5 protein-coding genes are annotated in these 21,045 nt (G+C 69.8%); 2 read left to right on the top strand and 3 right to left on the bottom strand.

Features of this window, described 5'->3' with window-relative positions; genetic code table 11:
- Positions 1-70: 70 nt before the first annotated feature.
- The 3 genes from OG225_RS38785 to dtd form a co-directional block, all read right to left on the bottom strand.
- Positions 71-574, bottom strand: coding sequence for a hypothetical protein (locus OG225_RS38785; protein ID WP_405179607.1), 504 nt, complete (start codon positions 572-574; stop codon positions 71-73).
- Between the two features lie 146 nt (positions 575-720).
- The gene (locus OG225_RS38790) at positions 721-2,631 is read right to left on the bottom strand and encodes a non-ribosomal peptide synthetase (RefSeq protein WP_405179608.1); all 1,911 of its coding nucleotides are present in this window, start codon (positions 2,629-2,631) and stop codon (positions 721-723) included.
- A gap of 227 nt (positions 2,632-2,858) precedes the next feature.
- Entirely contained in the window at positions 2,859-3,290 is a 432-nt protein-coding gene (gene dtd / locus OG225_RS38795; protein ID WP_405179609.1) for a D-aminoacyl-tRNA deacylase, read from the bottom strand.
- 220 nt (positions 3,291-3,510) lie between these two features.
- On the opposite strand from dtd, the gene OG225_RS38800 reads away from it, so the two are divergent.
- Positions 3,511-3,822, top strand: coding sequence for a hypothetical protein (locus tag OG225_RS38800; RefSeq protein WP_216912400.1), 312 nt, complete (start codon positions 3,511-3,513; stop codon positions 3,820-3,822).
- A 27-nt stretch (positions 3,823-3,849) separates the two neighbouring features.
- Positions 3,850-20,979 (top strand): hypothetical protein, encoded by a 17,130-nt coding sequence (locus tag OG225_RS38805; protein ID WP_405179610.1) that lies wholly within the window; start codon positions 3,850-3,852, stop codon positions 20,977-20,979.
- Positions 20,980-21,045 lie beyond the last annotated feature (66 nt).

Genomic DNA, 21,045 nt, shown 5'->3' on the forward strand with positions numbered 1-21,045 from the left:
ATCCCCGTGGCGAATTCGTCCTTTCGTGTCGTGCGCTACCTGTCGGAATGCAGGTATCCGACGACCTTCGCTATCGCGCGCTGTCTTCGGCGATCTTCTCGATGGCGTACTCGACGCCGGTGAGCCGTTCCGATTCACCCCAGAGCCGACGTTGTGTCTCCATGTCGTGCGAAGCCTGCGCGGATCGGGCGACGGCCGGAGAACCTGACATCGCGAACAGCCCTGTCGGACCGTAGTATTCGCCACCCGACACCGCCGGATCGGTCGCCGCGAGCAGTAGTGACAATGCCCCGTTCGCGGCGGTGGGCATGTAGCGATTCAGTGCCCAGGCCACCGGACCTCTGCGCGCGAGCAACGGCACTCTCATATGGTCACCGAAGGAGGTCAGGGCCGAACCCGGATGCGCGGCAACCGAGATCGCCGCGGCCCCCGTCACCGAGAGTCGACGTTGCAATTCGTAGGCGAACATCAGATTCGCCAGTTTCGACTGCCCGTATACCGACATGTAGCGGTAGTCGCGGCGCGTGTAGTCCAGGTCGTCCAGTGCGAGCGTGGCCTTCTTGTGGGGCCGCACTGCTGACGGCGTTGTTGACCAGCAGATCGATCCGGTCGTACTCGGCGCGCATCTGCCGCGCCGCCGCACGCACCGAGTCCAATGACATGAGGTCCAGTTCGACAGTGTGCAACGGGGCCTGTGGTGCGACGACCCGGATTCGCCACTCACATCAGCGCTGACGAGGTATCGGCCATCGCGCGCTCGAAGAGATCGCGCAGATCCGCGCCTGTCCGCACGTAGGCCAGCGCGTCCTCGTCGAGCCGGGTCTTCCAGCGCCGCTCACAGGCGACGATCGTCTCCAGGATCAGCAGCGAGTCGGCGCCGGGCAGTTCGGTGATGGGTGCGGCGAGGTCGATGTGCTCGATCCGGCACCGGAACCGTCGCGCCATCTCCTCGCGCAACACCCGGGTGATCTCGGCCGGAGAACGTTCGGCCAGGTGGGCGCGGGCGAGTTCGGCGATCAGCGCGCGCTGCCACTTGCCGCTTGTCGTACGTGGCAGCGCTTTGGCGGGCACGACCAGTATTGTCACCGCCGACAACGCGAGCGCGCCGGACACCGCACGACGGATCGCCGTGGCGACGGCGTCGGCTTCGCGGATGCCTGCCTCGGTCTCGGCGACGACGATCATGCGTTCGGTGTCGCTGTCTGCGACCGCGACGCAGTGGCCCTTGTAGACACCGGGCACCGCGCGGACGGCTTCCTCGACATCGTCGGGGAAGAAGTTGCGGCCCGCGACGACGATCATCTCCTTGGTCCGGCCGACGACGACGAGTTCGCCGTCATCGACCAAGCCCAGATCGCCGGTGCGCAACCACCCGTCGACGAGGGTTTTCCCGGTGATCACGTCGTCGCCGAGATAGCCCGACGTCACCGCCGGTCCCTGGACACGGATCTCGCCCACATGCCCATCGGACAGCGGTGTGCCGTCCGAATCGGTGACGCGCAGTGAGATTCCCGGCACCGGTACACCGACGGCGACGATTTCCCGCGCGTTCGGCGCGTCGGCCGCCACGACCCGGTACAGGTCGCCCGGTGCCAGCGCGTCGCGGTCGACGGTCAGGACGCGCGGCGGACTCTCCGGGCGCGGAATGGTGACTGCGAGCGTCGCCTCCGCCATGCCGTAGCAGGGTGACATCGCCGCTTCGGCCACGCCGAGAGGTCCGAAGACACGGGCGAATTCGCGCACGGTGTGCGGACGCACCGGCTCGGCCCCGTTGATCGCCAACCGCCAAGCGGCCAGGGGCTTGTCGGCGGCGTCATCTCCGAACGCCTCGGCCGCGGCGCCGATGAATCTGTCATAGGAGAAGTTGGGGCCGCAGACGATGGTGCCGCCCACCCGCGCCGTGTACCGCAGCACCTCCGCGGCATCGGTGATGAAGGTCTTCGCCCCGAACAGGTGGGCGCTGTACGGGGTGAACAGCGACGTCATGAGCGAGACCAGCCCCATGTCGTGGAACAGCGGAACCCATTGCACGAGAACGTCGTCGGCGGTGAGTCCGGCATGGTCGATCAGCGCTGTCGCGCCGTGGACGAACTGGTCGTGGGTCAGCAGCACACCTTTGGGTCGGGCGGTGCTGCCGGAGCTGAACTGCACGACCGCGAGCGTGTCCGGCGCGGCGGAGGGAGGTGTCGAGTCGGAGTCGTCGGGCTGGGCGCCCGGGGTGTCCATATCGATGAACCGCAGCTCGGGAATCTGCTCGGCGAGTGCGGTGGCCACCGTGACGCCGATGCCCGCGGCGAGCAGATACCGGACCCCGCCTGCCCGCACGATCGCCGTCAGGTGCGTGACGACCGCCGCGGGTGCCACCGGCGGCAGCGGCAGTCCGGTGGCGGCGGCGCCCGCGGTGATCACGCCGAAGAACCCGGTGATCCACGCCGGGCCGGTCGGCATGAGCAGCCCGACGATATCGCCGGGACCGGCCCCGAGCGCGCGCAGCCGCCCCGCGACCTCGCGCGCCGCGGTGGGCAGGTCGCGGTGCGCGAGCGTGCTCCAGGTGTCGGCGAAAGTGATCGTCTGCTCGCTGTCGCGCAGGGATTCCAGCAGTTCGGTCAGTGTCCGCGGGCCACCGGGCACGTCGTTCCTCCTCTGCGCCACAACAGATATCGGCCGGTACGTCCGCCGAATATCGGACCAGGGTCGCCACGGTGTGCGACCCCGTGGAACCGGGGAGGTGAATCGCGTGTGGACTGCGGGTGACATTCCGTGGTCCGCCTCGGAACCGACCCGGTCTGAACGGTCGAACCCGACGCCGAATCGCGGGATCCCGCGTGACCGAGGCGAGTTCGTCGGCGGAGGCCGCCCTAGATCTCCAGCATGACCGTCACCGGACCGTCATTGGTGAGTTCGACGCGCATATCCGCGCCGAAGCGGCCCGTCGCCACGGTGGCGCCCAATGCGCGCAGTTCGTCGACGAACGCGTCGACCAAAGTTTCGGCGTGCGGGCGTGGGGCCGCGGAGTTCCACGACGGTCTGCGCCCCTTCGCGGTGTCGGCGTAGAGGGTGAACTGACTGACCACGAGGATCGGGGCGTCCAGGTCGGCGGCGGAACGCTCACCGTCGAGGATTCGTAAGCGCCAGGCCTTGTCCGCCAGCGCTTTCACCGTCGCGAGGTCGTCGGTGTGGGTGATGCCGACCAGGGCTACCAGGCCCTGCGGGTTCGGCTCGATTCGCCCGGTCACTTCGTCGTCGACGGTGACCCGGGCGGAGGTGACGCGTTGCAGCAGTACCCGCATCGTCCGATCCTCGCACGTCACGGGGGTGCGCCCGCACCGCGACGCGGTGGTGGGAGCCGTTGCGGGATCGGACCATTCGGAATGGATGTCGGTTCGGTGGCACTGTTCGTTCATGTCGGCGCTACTCGGTTGTCGTCTGACGCTGGCATGGTCGTCGGACGCGAACATCGAGATAACAGGTGGCGGCCGTGCTCATCACGCGGTCCTAGGAGCGGCACTCATGGGCACTGTCGAGAACTACCCGAATCTGCTGGATATCGCGGCGGGTAAAACCGGCCGTGTGCGTGATGCCATCAATACCGTGATGGGCACCCTGGATGTCTCGCTGGCCGGACGCGGCGCGCCCTGGGGGGATGACGAGATGGGTAGGCGATTCTCCGACGGTCCGGAGGGCTACCTGTCGTCGCGGGGGAATCTGAAGACGAGCGCCGCGGCGATCGCCGGATCCTTCGACAATTTCAGCACCACCCAGTACGACACCGCCAGGCAGTTACGAGAACTGGAAGAGGATAACGAGGGTCAGTTCGACTGACCGGCCGCGACGGACGCGTAGCCGCTGATGGCCGAGTTGCCAGGGTATCTGCGCTGGCTGGAGTGGGTGGCCGGTTCGGATTGGCCCGCCGGTGAACCCGAGGGCATGTGGGGTATCGCCGACGACTGGCGCACCGCCGCCGGTGGGCTGCGCGCCATCCTCGACGATATCGACGATGCCAAGGCGGCCTCGATCGCCGCCTACCCGCAGGGCGAAGGTCTCGCGGCGATGACCGCGGCGTTCGATCAGTTGCGCAGCGGTGACCAGTCCCTGGAAAAGCTGATCGAGTACTTCGAGGGAATGGCCGCCTCGGCGGACGCGGTCGGCACCGAGATGGATTACGCCCAGCTGATGATGATCTCGTCGCTGGCGCTGCTCGCCATCGAACTCGCCGCGGCATGGGCCTTCCCGCCGACCGCGCCCGCGGTGCAGGCGGCGGCGGTCGGCTTGACCCGGGTCGGCATCCGAATTCTGGCCCAGCGGTTGATGAACCGGATCATCCAGCATCTCGCCAAACTGGTCGGGCAGAAGGTGGCGACCTTCATCGTTCGGCACATGGCGCTGGACACCCTCATCGGCACCTTCCAGGAAGTCGGCATCCAGGGCTACCAGGTCACCCAGAATCACCGTAACGGGATCAACTGGGAGCAGGTCGCCGTGACGGCGGTCAGTTCCGCCGCGGGCGCGGGCGCGGCCAGCCCGTTCGGCGACTGGCTCGGGCGCAGGCTGCCGGACGCGATGCCGAACGTCGTCCGTGGCGTGGTGACCGGCGCGGGCGCGGGCGCGGTCGGCGCCGGTGCCGGTTTCGGTGCGAGCGTGGCGACCCAGTTCGGTATCGACGCCTACCAGGACGGGTGGGGTGCCGCGTGGGAGAACGCGCGAAATACCGAATTCGATCCGCGCATGCTCACCGCGGGTGTGTCCAACGGCGGACTCGCCGGTGGTAACAGGGCGATGGCGGACGGCTTCTACCACAACAGACATCCCGAGTGGTATCCCGCGCCGACCCCCGACCCCGACCCGAGCCCGCGCATCGGCGGCTCGCCACGACTCGATATAGATCCCGCCGACGCGGACGCTTTCGGCGGTGATCGGTTCGGGCCGGACGTCTTCGGGCCGGACGGGCGCGGTCCCGACGCTCTCGGACCGGACGCTCTCGGTCCCGACGGCGAGACGCTCACGGGTGGAACGGATTCGGGCGAATCCGGTGAGACGAACCGGGGAGCTCCCGGTGAGGAGCCGGGGGCGAATTCCGACGGTGACCGCCGCGAGGGCGAGCCGAGCGCGACCGATCCGGAGGCTCGGCCGGACGGCGTTCAGTCGGCATCCGATCTTCCCGGTGCTCGGCCCGATGGGCTCTCGCCCGCCGATCTCGCTCCGGCCGACGGGCAGACGGCGACCCACGACGCGCCCGCACCGCCTGTCGACGGCTCCACTCCCCGCCCGAACGCCGACACGCCGCCGGTGCACCAGGTAGGCGATGGCGTCACGGATCCGACGACCTCCTCCGAAGCGAAACCCACTGCGACGTCGCCGGATACAGACGGAGAAGGTTCGGGCTCACCCACCCGTGAGGCCGCCCCGGAAACCCGCGCAGCCGATACCCCCGCCACGCAGGACGCGAGCCCGTCGCGAGACGGCACCCCCGACCCGTCGGCTTCGGACCGGACGGACTCGGCGACTCCGGACCGAAGCACCTCGGAAGCCTCGGGTCCGGAACGGACTGGAGCAGAGGCGTCAGGCACAGACCGAACCGGTACGGACGCGGCGAGTCCGGACCGGACGGGAGCGGAGGCATCGGGCACGGATCGAACCGGCGCGGACGCGGCGAGCCCGGACCGGGCAGCTCACGACGCGCCTACCTCGGACGCCCACCGCGGAGCGGACACGACACAACAGTCCCCACCTGCGACGCCCGGCATGCCGGGCGCGACCGCCCCCGCCACCGGCGGTTCACCGACTCCGCTCGGCACCGCGGCGACCCCCACCTCGGGTGCGGCTTCCCCCGCCCCCGCGAACCCGGGCCCGACCACGAATCCCGCGCCGACCTCGGCGCAGACCGCGCACAGCGGTGCGCCCCAGGCGGGCGCGGCGCAGACCGGCGACCGTCCCACCGCCGGATCACCGGACAACCGGGCGGGCGCGGCGACCGATTCACGCCGTCCCGCTACCCCTTTCGCGGGCAGGGCAGGTGTCACCGACAGCGCGGCCAATCCACAGGGCCGCGACAGCGCGGCCAACCAGCAGGGCCGCGACAGCGCGGCCAACCAGCAGGGCCGCGACAGCGCGGCCAACCAGCAGGGCCGCGACGGTGCAGCACCGGGAAGACGGGTCGAATCCACCGCGCCACCCGCTGATTCGGCGAACCAGCCCGCACGTTCGGATCGCGGTGACGACACCGCCACCGATGTCTCGCCGGAAAGCCTGCTCGCTCTGATCCCGGCGGCCACGATCGATAGCCCCGCGGCTTCCCGTGACGCCGCCCGCCCGGACAGCGCCTACCGCGACACCGACGACAGGACCGGCTCGGACCCGGCCGACGCCGCCACGCCGGATCGCCCGCTCCCGCACCACGACGATGCCCGCCGCGGCCAGTGTGTGGTTCTCTCGCTGGCGGAGATCGTCGGCGAGACCGGAAGCACGACCGTCCGAGTCCCCGACGACGTCGGTCCGGCCGGTATGTCGCGCGCGGAGCTGGAAGCCCACACCGGCGGCAGGTTGCACGACGTGCCCGCGCCGCATACCGAGGGCGACACCGTCGTGGCCCGGCACCAGGAGATCGCCGAGGCCCTGCTCGACCCGAACAATCCGGCCGAATGGGCGCTCGTGGTCGACGAATACCACGGTGTGCTGGACGAATACGGTGTCGGCGCGCACGCCTACACCATGCGGACCCATGTCGACCCGGTGACCGGTGAACGCACCGTCCAGGTCAGCGATCCCGGTGTCGGTGTGCGCCGCGGCTTCCCGCCCGACATCCCGACCGAACTGAACCGTGTCTCGGCCGTGCTCTTCGACGCCGACGGCAACGCCCTGCCCGACGACGCCTCGCACCCGCTCGCCGACACCGATGCCTCGCCCCGCATCGGCCGTTCGGTCGACGACCACCGCGACCAGGTCCGCGATCTGCTCGCCCAGACTCCCACCGGCCGCGAGATCCTGGCCGCGCTGGACGCGGGACCGGTCCGCGATCTCTACGACCACAACCCGGCCGCCGACGGCCGGGTCGGTTCGTTCCGCCGCAGCGCCCTCGCGGCCGTCGTGTTCACCGAGGGAAACAGCCACATCGGGCAGGTGCTGGCGCTGGCGCACGAATCCGTGCACGCGCGGCGATTCGTCGACGGTCTGACACCGCACAGCGCCGAGGTGGTGCGGTCGATGACGCGCGAGGACTACGTGCGGACGATGATCGAGGAGGAGGCCGCGGCCACCGGCCGCCGCTTCCAACTCGCCCGTGACCTGCGTGCCATCGGTTACGAAGTGAGCTCCAACCAACTCGAAGCCGTCTACGCCGATGCCTACGAGCGAGCCGAACTCAGCCTCCTGCGCTCCGATCCGGATCTGCCGCCCGACGAGATCGCCGCGATCGCGCACGAGGTGGCGGTCGACGCGCTGCGGGAACCGCTGGCGCGCTTCGAGTTCGACAACGGCGCGACCTACACCCGGTTCTACGGCGACGCCTGGAACGAGCAGCGCCTGCCGCGCGCGCAGGGTGCCGACACGCTCCTACCGGACGAAGTCCACCGGCCTGCCGACCCCGACGCCGCCCGGCGGTTGCGCGCCGACGCCCTGGCAGTTCGCGCGGATCTGCTGGCGCTGGACGAGATCTCGGGCCGAGTGGCGACGCTCGCGACGTCGGTAGGGGTCGATCCGACCGCCGCGCGCCCGGTATTCGATCGCGGTATCGCAGACCGGCGCGCCGACGTGGCCGCGGCACTCCGATCGCCCGACCTGTCCGCCGACCAAGCCGCCGCGTTGCGCCGGACCGAACACGATCTGCGCACCCTGTCCGATCTCGCCGATCAGCGGGACGCGGCGGAGCACACGGTCGACCGACGCGAGAGCGAGCTCGCCACCCGTGGCGCGCGCGAGTACACGGCCATCCGCGCGGAATCGGACCCCGATGCCAGGCCCATCGCCGAGCAACTGCTGCTGGTGTCGGACCGCGTATTGGTCGTCGCGCCACCCGGTGAACATCAGGGCGTGCTCGATCGGGCGCGGACCGACCCCGAGGTCGCCGCGATCATCGACCGCGCCGACGCCGACCCCGTCCGTCTCGATGTGCGTGTCGACTCCGACGGGCGTGTACTCGTGAGCACCGCCGATCCGCATGCCGGTCCGGAGCCGTCCGCCCGTCCCGCGCCGGTCCCGCACGATCCCGGCCCGACATCCGCCGACGCGAGTGTGGCCCGGATCCGCGCCGAACTGGCCACGACCGAGGTCGGCCGATGGGCCGAGGGGGTGCTCGACAGTCACGGTGTGCGCGTCGTCCACGGTTCAGACGGTGAGAACCGGTACCTGCCGTCGCAGCGCACACTGCGTCTCGACGCCGGGGCCACCGATGCCGAGCAGTTGGCCGCGCTGGTGCACGGCGCCATCCACGCCGACACCGCGCAAGCACGTGACACCCCCGGCGGTGCCAGGGACCGCATGCTGCTGCCACGGCGCGACTACGTCGACGCGATGCTGGACGAGGAGACCCGGGCCCACGCCATGGAGATCGTCGCGCGCACGCAGTTGCGCGCGGCGGGTCACGACCTCCCCGTCACTTCGGAGGAATCGGCGTACCGCAACGCGTTCGACCGGGCCAGGGCCGAGGCCGCGCGCCTCGATCCCGACGCGAGTGCCGCCGAACTCGATCGGCACGCGAACGAGGCGGGTATGCGCGCGCTTCGGCCACTGGTCGAGGGACTCGCGGCGGATCCGACGGGTCTCACCTACGGCGAGGCATACGGAGCGGACTGGGACCGCGCCCACGGCATCCATTCCTTCGATGCCACGGTCCGGAACGCGATGGCCTCCGGTGAACAATCGGCGCGGCTGATCGACGCGGGAAATTCGGTGCACGCACCACGCAGGGTCGAACTGGTCACCTACAACGACGGCACCCAGCTGATTCGCCGGACGATGATCAGCTCGCGTCACGCCGACGCCGAACAGTTGTTCTCCGCCCTGGCCCGCGCGGTCGGCGCGCCGGTGCCGGAGGCGTTCCGCGCCGCGCCGAATGTCGTCTATCACCAGAATCTGCCCGGAACCACGGCGCGACAACGATTCCCGATGTTCGTCGACGCGCACGAACTCGGCTTCCACGACACCGGCGGCGGCCGCGCGCTCGGCCTGGTCGACGCGCTCGCGCAGATCCCCGACCGCGACGCGGGCACCTGGATGATCGGTCCCGACGACGGTGTCGTCGGAATCGGCAACCATCGCGCGTTCGACGGAACGCTGACCCCGGACACGTTGAGCCCCTTCGCCTCCCACTTCCTGCGCGCCGGTGACGACGGCACGATCGAAGTCGTCGACCACCACCTGACCGAGACCGAGGTCGCCGACATCAGGAATCGGGTCGAGGCGCTTCGGCCCGATTTCGAGCGAATGCTGCGCCCCCACTGGCTCGACGACGTACTCGGACGACTCGATGCCATCGGCGAGCACGCGAGGCCCGCCCCGTCCCCCGCACCCGAGGTGGAGATCGGCGAGGGCGACACGGCCTACGTGAATCGCTACGGCGGCGCGCAGCGCTACGGAATCTCCGGTGTCGTCGACGCGGACGGTGTGCTCCACGTCGTGGTCAGAAGCGGCCCCGCGACTCCCTCCGGCCGGGTGATGTTCGCCGACATGATGCGGGAACTCGGTCATCGGGTGCGCGTCATCGAGGCCCAATGGTTCAGCGAGGGCGGACTCGACGACAACCTGACGGCGTTCAACGCCGCGATCCAGGACATGTTCCTCGACACCCCGGAAGAGGCGGCGCTGACCACCTTCACCGGACGGATCGCGGCCGAGATGGGTTTCACCCGCGTGGAATTCGGTCCGGGCGCGCTCGAAGGGCCGCCGGGGGAGCACACCAGCGCGACCGTCCGCTTCAGTCGGCCGGACGCGACACCGCTGGTCGATCCGGGCGATACGCCCACTCGCCCCGTCGAGGGCGTCGAACCCGCCGACATGGTTCCCACACGGGGACCGGACGACCCGGTCTCCCGGCGCACGGAACCGGTGACCGACAGGTCACCGCGGGCGGACGACGAGGTCGTCCCCGAGCCGCAATCCGGTGGTGGCGTCGGCAATCCGCCGACGAAACCCCCTTCGTCGGCCGCGCCGTTGCCCGAGGAACCCGATTCATCCGGTGGCGACGGATCCGATAACCGCACACCCCCGCCCGGTGGCGATCAGAATGCCGGGAACCCCGATGTGACGGTTCCGGACCGCGGCGACACCCCGGCACGCCCCGAAGCCACCGTGCACGAGCCGACAACGGATGCGGTTCGCCGGGAGATCACGCGGGCCGGGGAACAGATCGCCGACGCCGTCGTGGCCCGGCGAGTCGCCGAGGCGAGGGTCGGCGAACTCGCGCGCGGATTGGGCATCGACCCCGACGGTTCGACGCCCGGTGAGATCTCGCGCGCCGTCGACGAACGGATGCACGAGGCCGAACAGCGCGTCGAGCGGCTGCGCGACACCGCCCACGTTCCGCCGGAGCGGATGGTCGCGCATTTCGACGACCTGCGTGCCGCGCAGGCCGCGCTCAACGACACGGTCAGGGCGGTCAACCGGATTCGCCCGGAACTGTCACGGTTGTACGAGGCCTTCCGCGCCGAGCGCGAAGCCCGGATGGTCGCCGGGGTGCTCGCCGCACGGGACGTGATCGCCGCCGAGGGCGCGCACATGATCAGCGAGGGCGTCGGCTTGTCGCCGGACGGCCGCCGAGTCGTCGTCGCCTCCCCACTGACCGATCCCGACGCGGTCATCTCCGCCGACACCCGTCGCATGCTGCACGACCGCGGCGTGCGGATCGACTACCGGGTGGTCGAAGTGGACAGCGCGGGCAGGATCACCGTGCGTGACCTTCCGACCGCCGGTCCGGACGCGGCCACCGGGGAGCGTGCTCGTCCCGAGGGGCAGGGCACGAGTGCGGAATCGCGGCCTGAACGGTCCGATGGTGAGACTCGCCCGGATGGTGAGCGTCAGCGGCCGGTGGACACCCGTCCCGACGGTGAGCAGCGGCCTCCGGCGCAGATCGGCGATGCCGCGAATGAGCGGGTGCGTCCGGTCGACGAGGCACGTTCCGACGCCGATCGGCAGCGGCCGACTTCGGAAGAGACCGTTCCGGATGGTGAGCGACAGCCCCGCTCGGCCGACGAGACCCGGCCCGCCGACCAGCCCGAGTCCGATCCCGTGGGAGAGCCGAGCGCCGACGAGGACGGGGTTCGCGAACCGCCTGACAGCACGCCGGAATCCGAGTACGCCGCACTCATTCGCGAGCGGGCCGCACTGGCGAGCGAACGCGAGTTCTGGCGCGCCAAGCGCAACGACAGGGCCGAACGGCAGGGCCTGCACGGGGAGGACCGACGTGACGGCCGCGACCCCATGGACCGGGAACTCGGCCCCGACCGGCTCGAACCCACATTGCAGCGACTGCTGGACTCCGTGGTCGGCGTCCGCGATGTTCCGGGAACCGGCGAGGAGAGTGCCAGGCAGACACCGGAATTGGTCGGTCCGGAGATCCTGGCGATGCGACGCGAGGCGATCTTCCGTTTGCAGGAGGCGGCCGAACGCTTCATCGCGGCCAACGACGCGCTGACCGAATTGGACAGGCGCATCGCGGCGCTCGAAGCCGAAGGCGCGATCGGAGGTCGGCGGCCGAGTGCGGAAGTGGCGGCCGAACTGGATCGACTCGGTCGTCAACGCGCCGCCGAGGTGCTGCGCCTTTCGCCGCTGCGGGCGATGCGTGACGACGTCGCGGGCCGACTGGATGTTCCACTGGATCGCCTGGGCCCGGACGAACTTCCCGCGACACTGGACGAGCTGGCCCGCCGACCGGTCTCCGGTGACGAAACCCTGCTGCACCAAAGGAATCTGGAGCTGCTGGCCGAAGCCGCCGACCGGGTCAACCGGGCGGAGAACGAGATCGGCCGCATCCAGGATCGGATGGCCGAACTGGCGGGTGCGAATCGGGACATCTTCGACGCCGCGGGCGCGCGACGGATCACCGATCGGGTCGGTCTGATCGACGGCGAGCATCCGCGCATCATCGTCGTCGCGCCGCGCGGGCATATCGACGCGCCGCTGGCCGACCACGACGCCGCGCTCCGGGACGCGCTGCGCCGCAGTGGCGCGCTGGCCCAAGCGATGGTCCGGCCCGAGACCACCATCGAGTACCGGCAGATCGTCTCCGATCGCGAAGGTAACTGGCGCGTGGAGGACACCACCGCTCCCATGCGTGAATTCGTCACCGCCCCACCGGGACGCGGTGATCCCGGCATACACCTGACCCGTTGGCGTGACGGCGACGGCCAGTGGAACAACGTCAATCCCGCTCTACCCGAATGGAATACCGGGCGCGACGGCGGAACCGTGCCGAAGAAGTTCACCCCGCGCGATCTTCCCGAAGGGGTCAGCGGCTGGGCGGTCAATCCGTTCCAGGCGGCGGTGGCCGATCCGTTCATCGACCCGTCGGACAATCCCGCGCCGAACGCGGTGAACGAGGGCTTCCTGCCGGAGATTCCGGGCGGTGGCCCGAATCAGGATGTGCCGAGCTACTCACTGCCGTTCGCCGACGCTTTCTACCACACCATGCGCATCATCCTGGAGACCGCGAAACTCTCCGGCTTCACCTGGTACGCCGATCCCGACAACCCCGGTCGAGTTCGCCCCGGATTCAAGGGCCATCCCTGGTTCCGTGCGCCCCGCCCGGATGTGCAGCCGATGGCCCGGGAATGGAATCCCGCCGACCAGTTCGCCGACGACGGCAATCTTTCCGAGCCGTTCCGCGAGCGTCAGCGTGCCGCGCAGGAACAGTGGGCGCGGGTCCAGGCCTGGGCCGACGCGGAATACGCGCGAATCCGCGCGGACGACAGCGATATTCCGATCATCGCGGAGCACCTCGCGCGTTTGAACGAGGCCGAGCGGCTCGCGCGCGCGGACGCGCTGCTCGAACGGCTGCGCGGCCTGGCGGGCCGTGATGACGTCAGCGCCGAGGTCGACGCGATAGTCGAGGAACTCACCGGCCGCCTGGTGGACGAGGAACCGGGCGACGCGGCGCGGCTGGTCGCCGACCTGCGCGACGTGCTGGGGACCCCGCTGGACGGGGCCGACCGCGCCGAGATCGTGCGGTTGGTCGCCGACCAATTGGCAAACGATCAGCCCGCGTTCAGCGAGAGCGACCTCGAACGAATCAAGAACCACCTGATGAACGACCATCATCTGGTCCGGGATCCCGTCGAAGGAGTGCTGGTACGAAGGCCGCTGGACACGGTCGCCGACGTGGCGGAAGCCTGGAATCGGTTGGTGGCCGGTACCCCGTTGCCCCAAGACATCTTGTTGCTGCGAGACGCGTTGGCCGAATCGGATTTCCTGCGGGACAACCCGATCGCCACATGGCGTGACGCGAATCAGCATGCGATCCGCCTCGGCCTGGATTGGAACGCGAACCGCCCACCTCTGACGGATTGGCGCGCGGATATTCCCTACGCCCCGCGGCCCGTGGGGCCGCAGACGCCGCCGGTTCGACCCGGGCTGCCGCCGGGTGGGTCGGATCCGACTCGGCCGTTGCCGGGTGGTGATGACACGGTCGTTGAATCGACCCGGCCGTTGCCCGGTGGTGATGACACGGTCGTTGAATCGACCCGGCCGTTGCCCGGCAGTGACGACACAGTCATCGATCCGACAGCGCCCGACGGGCGGGTCGGCGATCCCGACGCGGAGCGGACCACCCCCGACCGGAATCGACCGCCCCCGATACTCACCGATGACGAGTCGACGCGTCCGCGACCACTCGCCGACGGTGAGACCCTGCCGGATGTGGCACCGCTCGATGAATCCGAAACCCCCACTGTCCGATCGGACGGGGGCTCGGACGAGCCACCCGCCGATCCGCCGTCACGGGCGCCCCGGGATCCCGACGATCCGGGGCGCGGCGAGTCGGAATGGTTCACTCGCAGTCGTGCCGAGATCGACGAGTGGAGTGCCGATCGCCGCGCGGAGTTGGAGGCGTGGGTCGCTCGGATGCGGTCCGAGTCGACCGACGCGGAATTCGAGGCACTTCGTCGTCGAGTGAACGACGCCTTCGACGAGTTGGATCGGGATATCGCGGATCAGGCCGCGCAGGAACGTCGTCGAAATCAGGAGTTCTTCGCCGATCTCGCCCGCAGAGCGGGTCTGCCCTCGGCCGAGCCCGACGGTGCGACCGCGCGTCACCCGGAAAACCCTGCGCGCGAACTTGATTCGCGGGAAGATGCCGGGCCTTCGACATCGAGCGACGAACCGGCGACGCGGCCCACGGTTCGCCCGAACACCCTGCTTCCGGACAGCGAAGCGACACAACCGCTCCCCGCAGATCAGGGCATCGACCCCGACGGCTCACACTCCGAGACGGAATCACGGCCGGACGGCGACGAGAACCGGGGGAACATCCACCCCGACGACGACGACGGCGACGACCCTCCCGACCCCGCATCCGCGTCACCCCCCTCCGGACCGCCCTCCCAGCCGCCCGACCCACCGGCGGGCGCGGCGCAACCGGACGATCCCGGCGACTCCGATTCCAGCGATCGCACGCGGCGCGAAAGCACCCCCGTGGAAAGTCGAACCGAGGAGGTCGGACGAGCCGACGGGGGTCCGGAACGCTCGGAGGATTCCTCCGAGCGTGAATTCCGGCAGGCGGTCCTGAACCGTTTGGCTGCCGACGCCACCGCTGCGGCCAGAGAAGCGGACGCGGCCAGGCAAGCCGGGGACGAGCAGGCCGCAGCCGAGGCGACCGCGCGCCGCGATCTTCTGGACGCCGCGCTCCTGCGTGCTGTGGAACGCTACGCACTGCTCGACGCCGGCGCGCATCTCATCGGCGACCACCGACTCGGTGTGCTCGACGGCGACCCACCCCGCTACCTCGTCGCGGGTTGGAGCCCCGCCGACGCGGCCTCGGTTCTGGCCGAAGCGCTCACCGCCGACCCCGGCCTCGCCGACCTGTTGCGTATGCCCGGCGTGGAGATCCACGAACTGCGATTGGTGATGGACGAGAACGGTGCGATCACCGTCCACGCCATCGAAGCGGGTCGGTCGGCCGGGGATAGCACGTCGGCCAGCGCGGAAACGCCATCTCGCGACCGCACGCCGACCGGCGAAACCGAATCACTTCGACCGCACGACGCCGAGAACAGCGCCGAAGTCCCTACGGACTCTGCGTCGATTCCCCACGACCGCAGTACGGATCCCACCCCCGGCGAGCAACGACGAGACGATTCGGCCCGCTCCGATAGTGACGCCGAATCCAATGCTTCGGCACAGGATCGTGCCACCGACTCGACCTCCGGTGCGCCTCGACAAGGTAATCCGCCGGATTCCGAGTCCGCGAGTCCGATCCACGATCGCGATGAGCCGTCCGACGGTCGGAGACCTGACGGCCCGGAAGTATCGGACGTGGATTCCGAATCCGGATCCCAGGTTCATGGTCGTGACGCGGGTGCCGACAGCGGGCAACCCGACGGTCCGGCAGTGTCGGAGACAGATTCCACGCCCCCGGCCCACGGCCGCGATGACCATCCCAGCAACACGCGACCCGACGATCCCACGGTGTCGGAGGCCGATTCCGACCCGGCACCGCCGTCCCGGGACAGCGGTGACGACTCCGCCGACGCCGTCCGCGAGCACGCCGAGGCCGTCGCACGCCGCGACGCACTGGCCGAGCGTCTACGCGAACTGGCCGACCAACTCCCCATCCGAGATCCGGAATCCCTCGCGCCCGAACGGATCGCCGCCACTCTCCGGGAATTGTCCGGTTGGCGGCTGTCCGACGAACAGACCGTCGCCCTCGCCGAATTCGGCCGGTTGGTGCCCGATTACCTCGCCGCGCACGCGGAGGTGGCCGCACTCGCCGACCGGATCGGGCTGATCCAGGAATACGACCGCCTGCTCGCCGAGCACAAGGAGTTGGTCAGGGAACGAGAGTTCGTGCGGGCCAAGGCCGATCGGCGCGCGGACGATCTGATTCACAGAGTCGGACTCGGTCCCGACGATTCGGTTCCGTGGACGGCGCGCGATTCCGAGGGTCGCGAGGACGCCATCCGTGCGATGCACGCCGAAACAGGCACCGACAGAGTCGATATCGCCGGCGGTATCGACGAGTTGAGCAGGCAGGACCGCAGACTCGCCGACGCCGATGCGCAGCGGTCGCGCCGCGAGGCGATCGAGAAACTCATCGAGGCCACCGACCGCTTCGACGAACTCGATGAACAGGTACGGCGATTGGAGCAGCGCCTCTCGGAACTGGAGCACGCCGGTATCGCCGTGCATCGTCCTCCGAGTGCCGAGGCGGCCGCGCGGATCGACGAGTTGGCCAGGCAGCGCGCCGCCGAACTCCAGCGCATCAAGCCGCGCCGGACGATGCGCGACGATCTCGCGATCCGCCTCGGCGTCGTCGACGAATCCGGCGCTCCCGACGAGACGGCCCTCACCCGCGATCTCGAGGATACGATCGCCGACCTGCGCGATCGTATCGATGACGGCTTGCGTTCCGGTGCTCTGCGTGTCGATGAGCTCCCGGCACGGCTGCGCGCTGTCGACGCGCTGGCCGACGCTGCCGCCGACGTCGCCCACGCGCACAACCTCGTCGGCCGACTCCAGGACGAGATGGCGGGACTCGCGGGCGAGTGGCGTCGCCAGATCGAGGCGGAGGGCGGAAGGATGGTCACCGATCGCGTCGGGATCATCGAAGGCGAGCGACCTCGTATCGTCGTTTTCGGCACCAGGCCGGACCCGTATGCCCCACGCGCCCAATATGATGAAGCTTTCGACCACGCGGTGCGCACGGATGCGGCGGTCGCTCAGGCCGTGGTGCGCGCGGAGACGACGGTCGAATACCGCAGTGTCCTCGCCGATCGCAATGGCGGGGTCCGCGCGGAACCGATGACCCCGCCCGAGGTCGAGCGACTGAGTTCGGGCTGGCGCGACGGCAATCGCCTGGACATGACCAGGTGGCGTGATTCCGAAGGCCAGTGGCACCCGGTCGATCCGACCCGGCCCGACTGGACGACCGGACGCGACGGCGCGACGCTGCCCAAGAAATTCACCCCGAAGGATCCCCCGGACGGCGTGAGCGGCTGGGCGATGGAGGATGTCGTCAACGACATCACCCTGCCGACGGATGACGTTCCGGCGGGTCAGATTCCGGAGAGCACGCTACCGGTCCACGCCCCGCAGGCGCCGTCGCAGTACGACACCTCCGGGGTCCCCGCGGGTGTCGAAGTATTCGGCCAGCACTGGGGTGCCGATTCCTACAATGTGGTGCGCCTGATCCTCATGGCGGCACAGGTGCCGAATCATCCGGCCGTGAAAGCGTGGATCCAGCGCCACCCGGAGATCGGCCGATGGGTTCAGCAACGTCCCTGGCTCGAGCATATTCCGCCGTTCGGAACGGTTTTCGCGAACTACGAGTGGTTCGCTCCGCCGCAACGGAATGTGCAGCCGATGTTCCGTCCGTGGGATCCTGCCGATCACGCGCCGCCCGCGGGACGGGTCGACATCCCGCCCGCGCTGCGAGCCGAGTGGGATCGCGACGTCGCCGCCTGGCAGCGGGTGCAGGACTGGGCCGACGCCGAATACGATCGTTTCCTCGCCGACGACTCCGACGTCGACACGATCGCCGACGGTCTGGAAGCCCACCGCAGGGCGCGCCAGGAAGCGGCGGCCCGCGAGATCGTCGACGCGATTCGTGAGCAATTGGTCCTGCGGCATCGCGGTATCGATCCGACCGGGGACGTCGATGCGCAGATCGCCCGCATCAACGATGAAATCGACCGTGTCGCAGCAGAACTCGCGGACCGATTCGCCAGTGACGACGAGGTGGCGGTGCGCGACACCGTCGCCGACATCGCGGATCTGATGCTCGCGCACGATTTCCCGGACAATCTCGCGGGTGATCGCCTGCCCGGTGAAACCCCCGAGGACGCCATCGCCCGAGCGCTCGCCACCTACGCTCGCGACGACACCGCCGTCTACACGCGCGAACAGATCCAGCAGATCAAGGATCACCTGATGCGCGACGGGCACCGGGTGCGCGATCACGCCGATCCGCACGCCGTGTACGCGCGCAGGCCGATGGACCGCTTGGCCGACGTGGCCGAAGCGTGGAATCGTCTCATCGCGGGCGAACCACTGCCGCAGGACCTCGTCCTGCTCGGCGACGCACTCGCCGAATCCGACTACCTGCGTCGGCGTCCCGACGCCGGATGGCGCGACGCGAATGTGCACGCGGTCGGCCTCGGCTTCCATTGGGACGCCGATCGCCCACCGCTCACCGACTGGCGTGCCGGAATCCCGTACGCGCCCCCGCCGGTCCCGATCGCGCCCGGCTGGAGTCCGCCGGAAAGCGCCGGTGAGACACCACCGCGCCCGATCCCGCCGGGTCCTGACGGGCCTTCGAGCCACCCGGATGACGGCGGCCCTGCACCACTGCCCCCGGGCCCGTCGAGTTCGCCGCCCGCGTTGCCCGGCGAGACGAACGCAGCACCGACCAGTGACGGTGAGGCGCCGACGAACACCGACCGGTCACCGGATCGTCGCGTGTGGCCGCCGGAAACCGGCGACGAGGGACAGGCGAGCGCTCGCGACCTCGATCCGGGGGATTCCGAACGAGACCCAGGCGCCTCGACCCCGAACGGTGCGGCGGAGGCCGACCTCGCGTCGCCGTCGCCGTCAGAGGCTGTCGCCCGCACCGACTCCGACCCAGAGCCCGTTCTGTCCGATCCCGACAGGCAGCGCGCGGCGGAGGCCGCGGCCGCAGAGTTGGAGGCCGCGCGAGCCGCGCGCGCCGAGGCGATGCGTGGATTGCCGGTCAACCCGGAAGATCTGGCATCGCGCGAGTCCGTGGACGAGGCCATCGAAGGCATGTTGTCGCGCACGATGCGCGTGGACGAGATGGCAGAGACGGTCCGCAGGATCGAAACCCTGCGCGAGGCCGCCGAACGCTACCTCGACGCCGAAGAAGCGCACCGCCACTTCGCCGACCATCCTCCTGAGCCCGCTGAGCCCGCTGAGCCCGCTGAGCCCGCTGAGCCCGCTGAGCCCGCTGAGCCCGCTGAGCCCGCTGAGCCCGCTGAGCCCGCTGAGCCCGCTGAGCCCGCTGAGCCCGCTGAGCCCGCTGAGCCCGCTGAGCCCGCTGAGCCCGCTGAGCCCGCTGAGCCCGCTGAGCCCGCTGAGCCCGCTGAGCCCGCTGAGCCCGCTGAGCCCGCTGAGCCCGCTGAGCCCGCTGAGCCCGCTGAGCCCGCTGAGCCCGCTGAGCCCGCTGAGCCCGCTGGAGACGCCGCGAGCGTCGAACCGTCAGGCGCATCGGACGGGAACGGTCGCCGTGGCGACAACGACGGTGACGAGCCGTCCTCGAACGGTGCGGATCCCACCGGCAGCCGCCAACCGCATCGGTTGCCCGGCTCCTCACTGCGCTCGCATATTCCGCATCCGCCCAAGGATTTCGACGTCGAATTCCCGCCGCCGCTCGACATCCGGGTGATCGATCCAGGACCCTGGCCCCTACCCGATCCTCCGTCGGACCAGTCCGACCCGCCTCCGTCGACTCCGCCGGGACCGGGGTTGCCGCGACCGGAATTGCCCCTCCCTCCAACGCAGCCCACACCTCCGCCATCGGAAAACCCGCCACCGGTACCGGGGCTGCCGGACCCGTCGTGCCCACCCGACCTGATCCCGACTCCACCTCCCGGTGATCAAATCCCGCCGCCGTGCACCGACCCGCCACCTACCGAACCGTGCCCGCCCGGCACTGTTCCACCAGGTCAGTCGGTCCCCCCGGGCTTACCTCTGCCGCCGTCGACCCCGATCCCTCCCGGCTCGTGGCCCGGTGTCCCACCTGTCGAGGGGCCGCCGAATTGGCCGACTCCGCCTGCCGGGCCTACCCTGCCTGAACAGATACCGCCGGATTGGCTGACGCCGCCGCCCGCCGGGTCGACTCCGCCGGATTGGTCAACCCCACCCGATCAGCAGGTTCCTCCGGAATGGATGACGCCGCCTTCCGGCACACCGGTCCTACCCGACGCGCATACTCCACCGGACCGGCTGACACTGCCGTCCGCAGATCAGGCCCAGCCGACGGGACAACCTCAGCCCGGAGGACAAACGCCGTCCGGTTGGCCGACATCCCCGACATTCCCCGGCGACCAGGCTCCCCCCGCCCGGCTGCCCAACACCGATGGACAGTTCGCGCCGGGCACACAAGTTCCACCGGGCGGCACTGCCCACACCCCACCGAACGGGTGGAACCCCAGCAGCCCCGTTCCGTCGAATCCGGTTGCCGCGCCGACTTCATGGACGTCCTCAGACATCCCGCCCCCACATGCATCGCAACCCCACACCCCGACTCAGCCGGGAAATCCTGTGCCGGGCAACGGCATCCCGCCCACATCAAACCCGGCGCAGGGCGAGTGGTCGCAAGAGGGATCCACACCGACGGTCCCACCGCCGCCGGTGATGCCCGGCCTGCCCCCATCCGGTCGAGACGACCGACGAAGGCAGCCCGACAACAGCCGAGTCTCGGACGGGCACAACGACACCGACGCGCCCCTGCTGGTCCGCCCGTTCGCGGGCTACGGCGTCTCCGCCGAATTCGATCCGAACACCGGTGCGCTGCAAGCGACCGCGATCCGCTACCGGCAGGAGTCGGGCGTCTATTGCGAACTCGCGGACGTGATGGTCGTGCTGTATCGACACGACTCCAGGTTGGTAGCGCGGATCGGCGGATTCTGGTTCGACCTCGACGGGCCGATCAGGGTGGAGTGGGTCCAGGGCCCGCAGCGGCAGACGGAATTCGTTGTCACCGACGGTGCCTCGGTCCTGTGCCGACTGATCTATCGCACGTTGCCCGAGGAACTGGATATCGGCCGCTACATCCGGGATCTCTGGGCGGACACGGCACGACGCCCGGAGGTCTTCACGTGATGCGGCGGGATTCGGCAGCCGTGATCGGCTCGTCATCGCCGCGCTCCCCAGTGGCAGCGCTGTACG

The organism is Nocardia sp. NBC_01377 (assembly GCF_045040005.1).
Taxonomy (GTDB): Bacteria; Actinomycetota; Actinomycetes; order Mycobacteriales; family Mycobacteriaceae; genus Nocardia; species Nocardia noduli.

What these genes read in the sequence shown, in the direction of transcription:
- OG225_RS38805 (WP_405179610.1), top strand. Translation starts at nt 3,850, where the DNA reads ATGGCCGAGTTGCCAGGGTATCTGCGCTGGCTGGAGTGGGTGGCCGGT.
- dtd (WP_405179609.1), bottom strand. Translation starts at nt 3,290, where the DNA reads ATGCGGGTACTGCTGCAACGCGTCACCTCCGCCCGGGTCACCGTCGAC.
- OG225_RS38800 (WP_216912400.1), top strand. Translation starts at nt 3,511, where the DNA reads ATGGGCACTGTCGAGAACTACCCGAATCTGCTGGATATCGCGGCGGGT.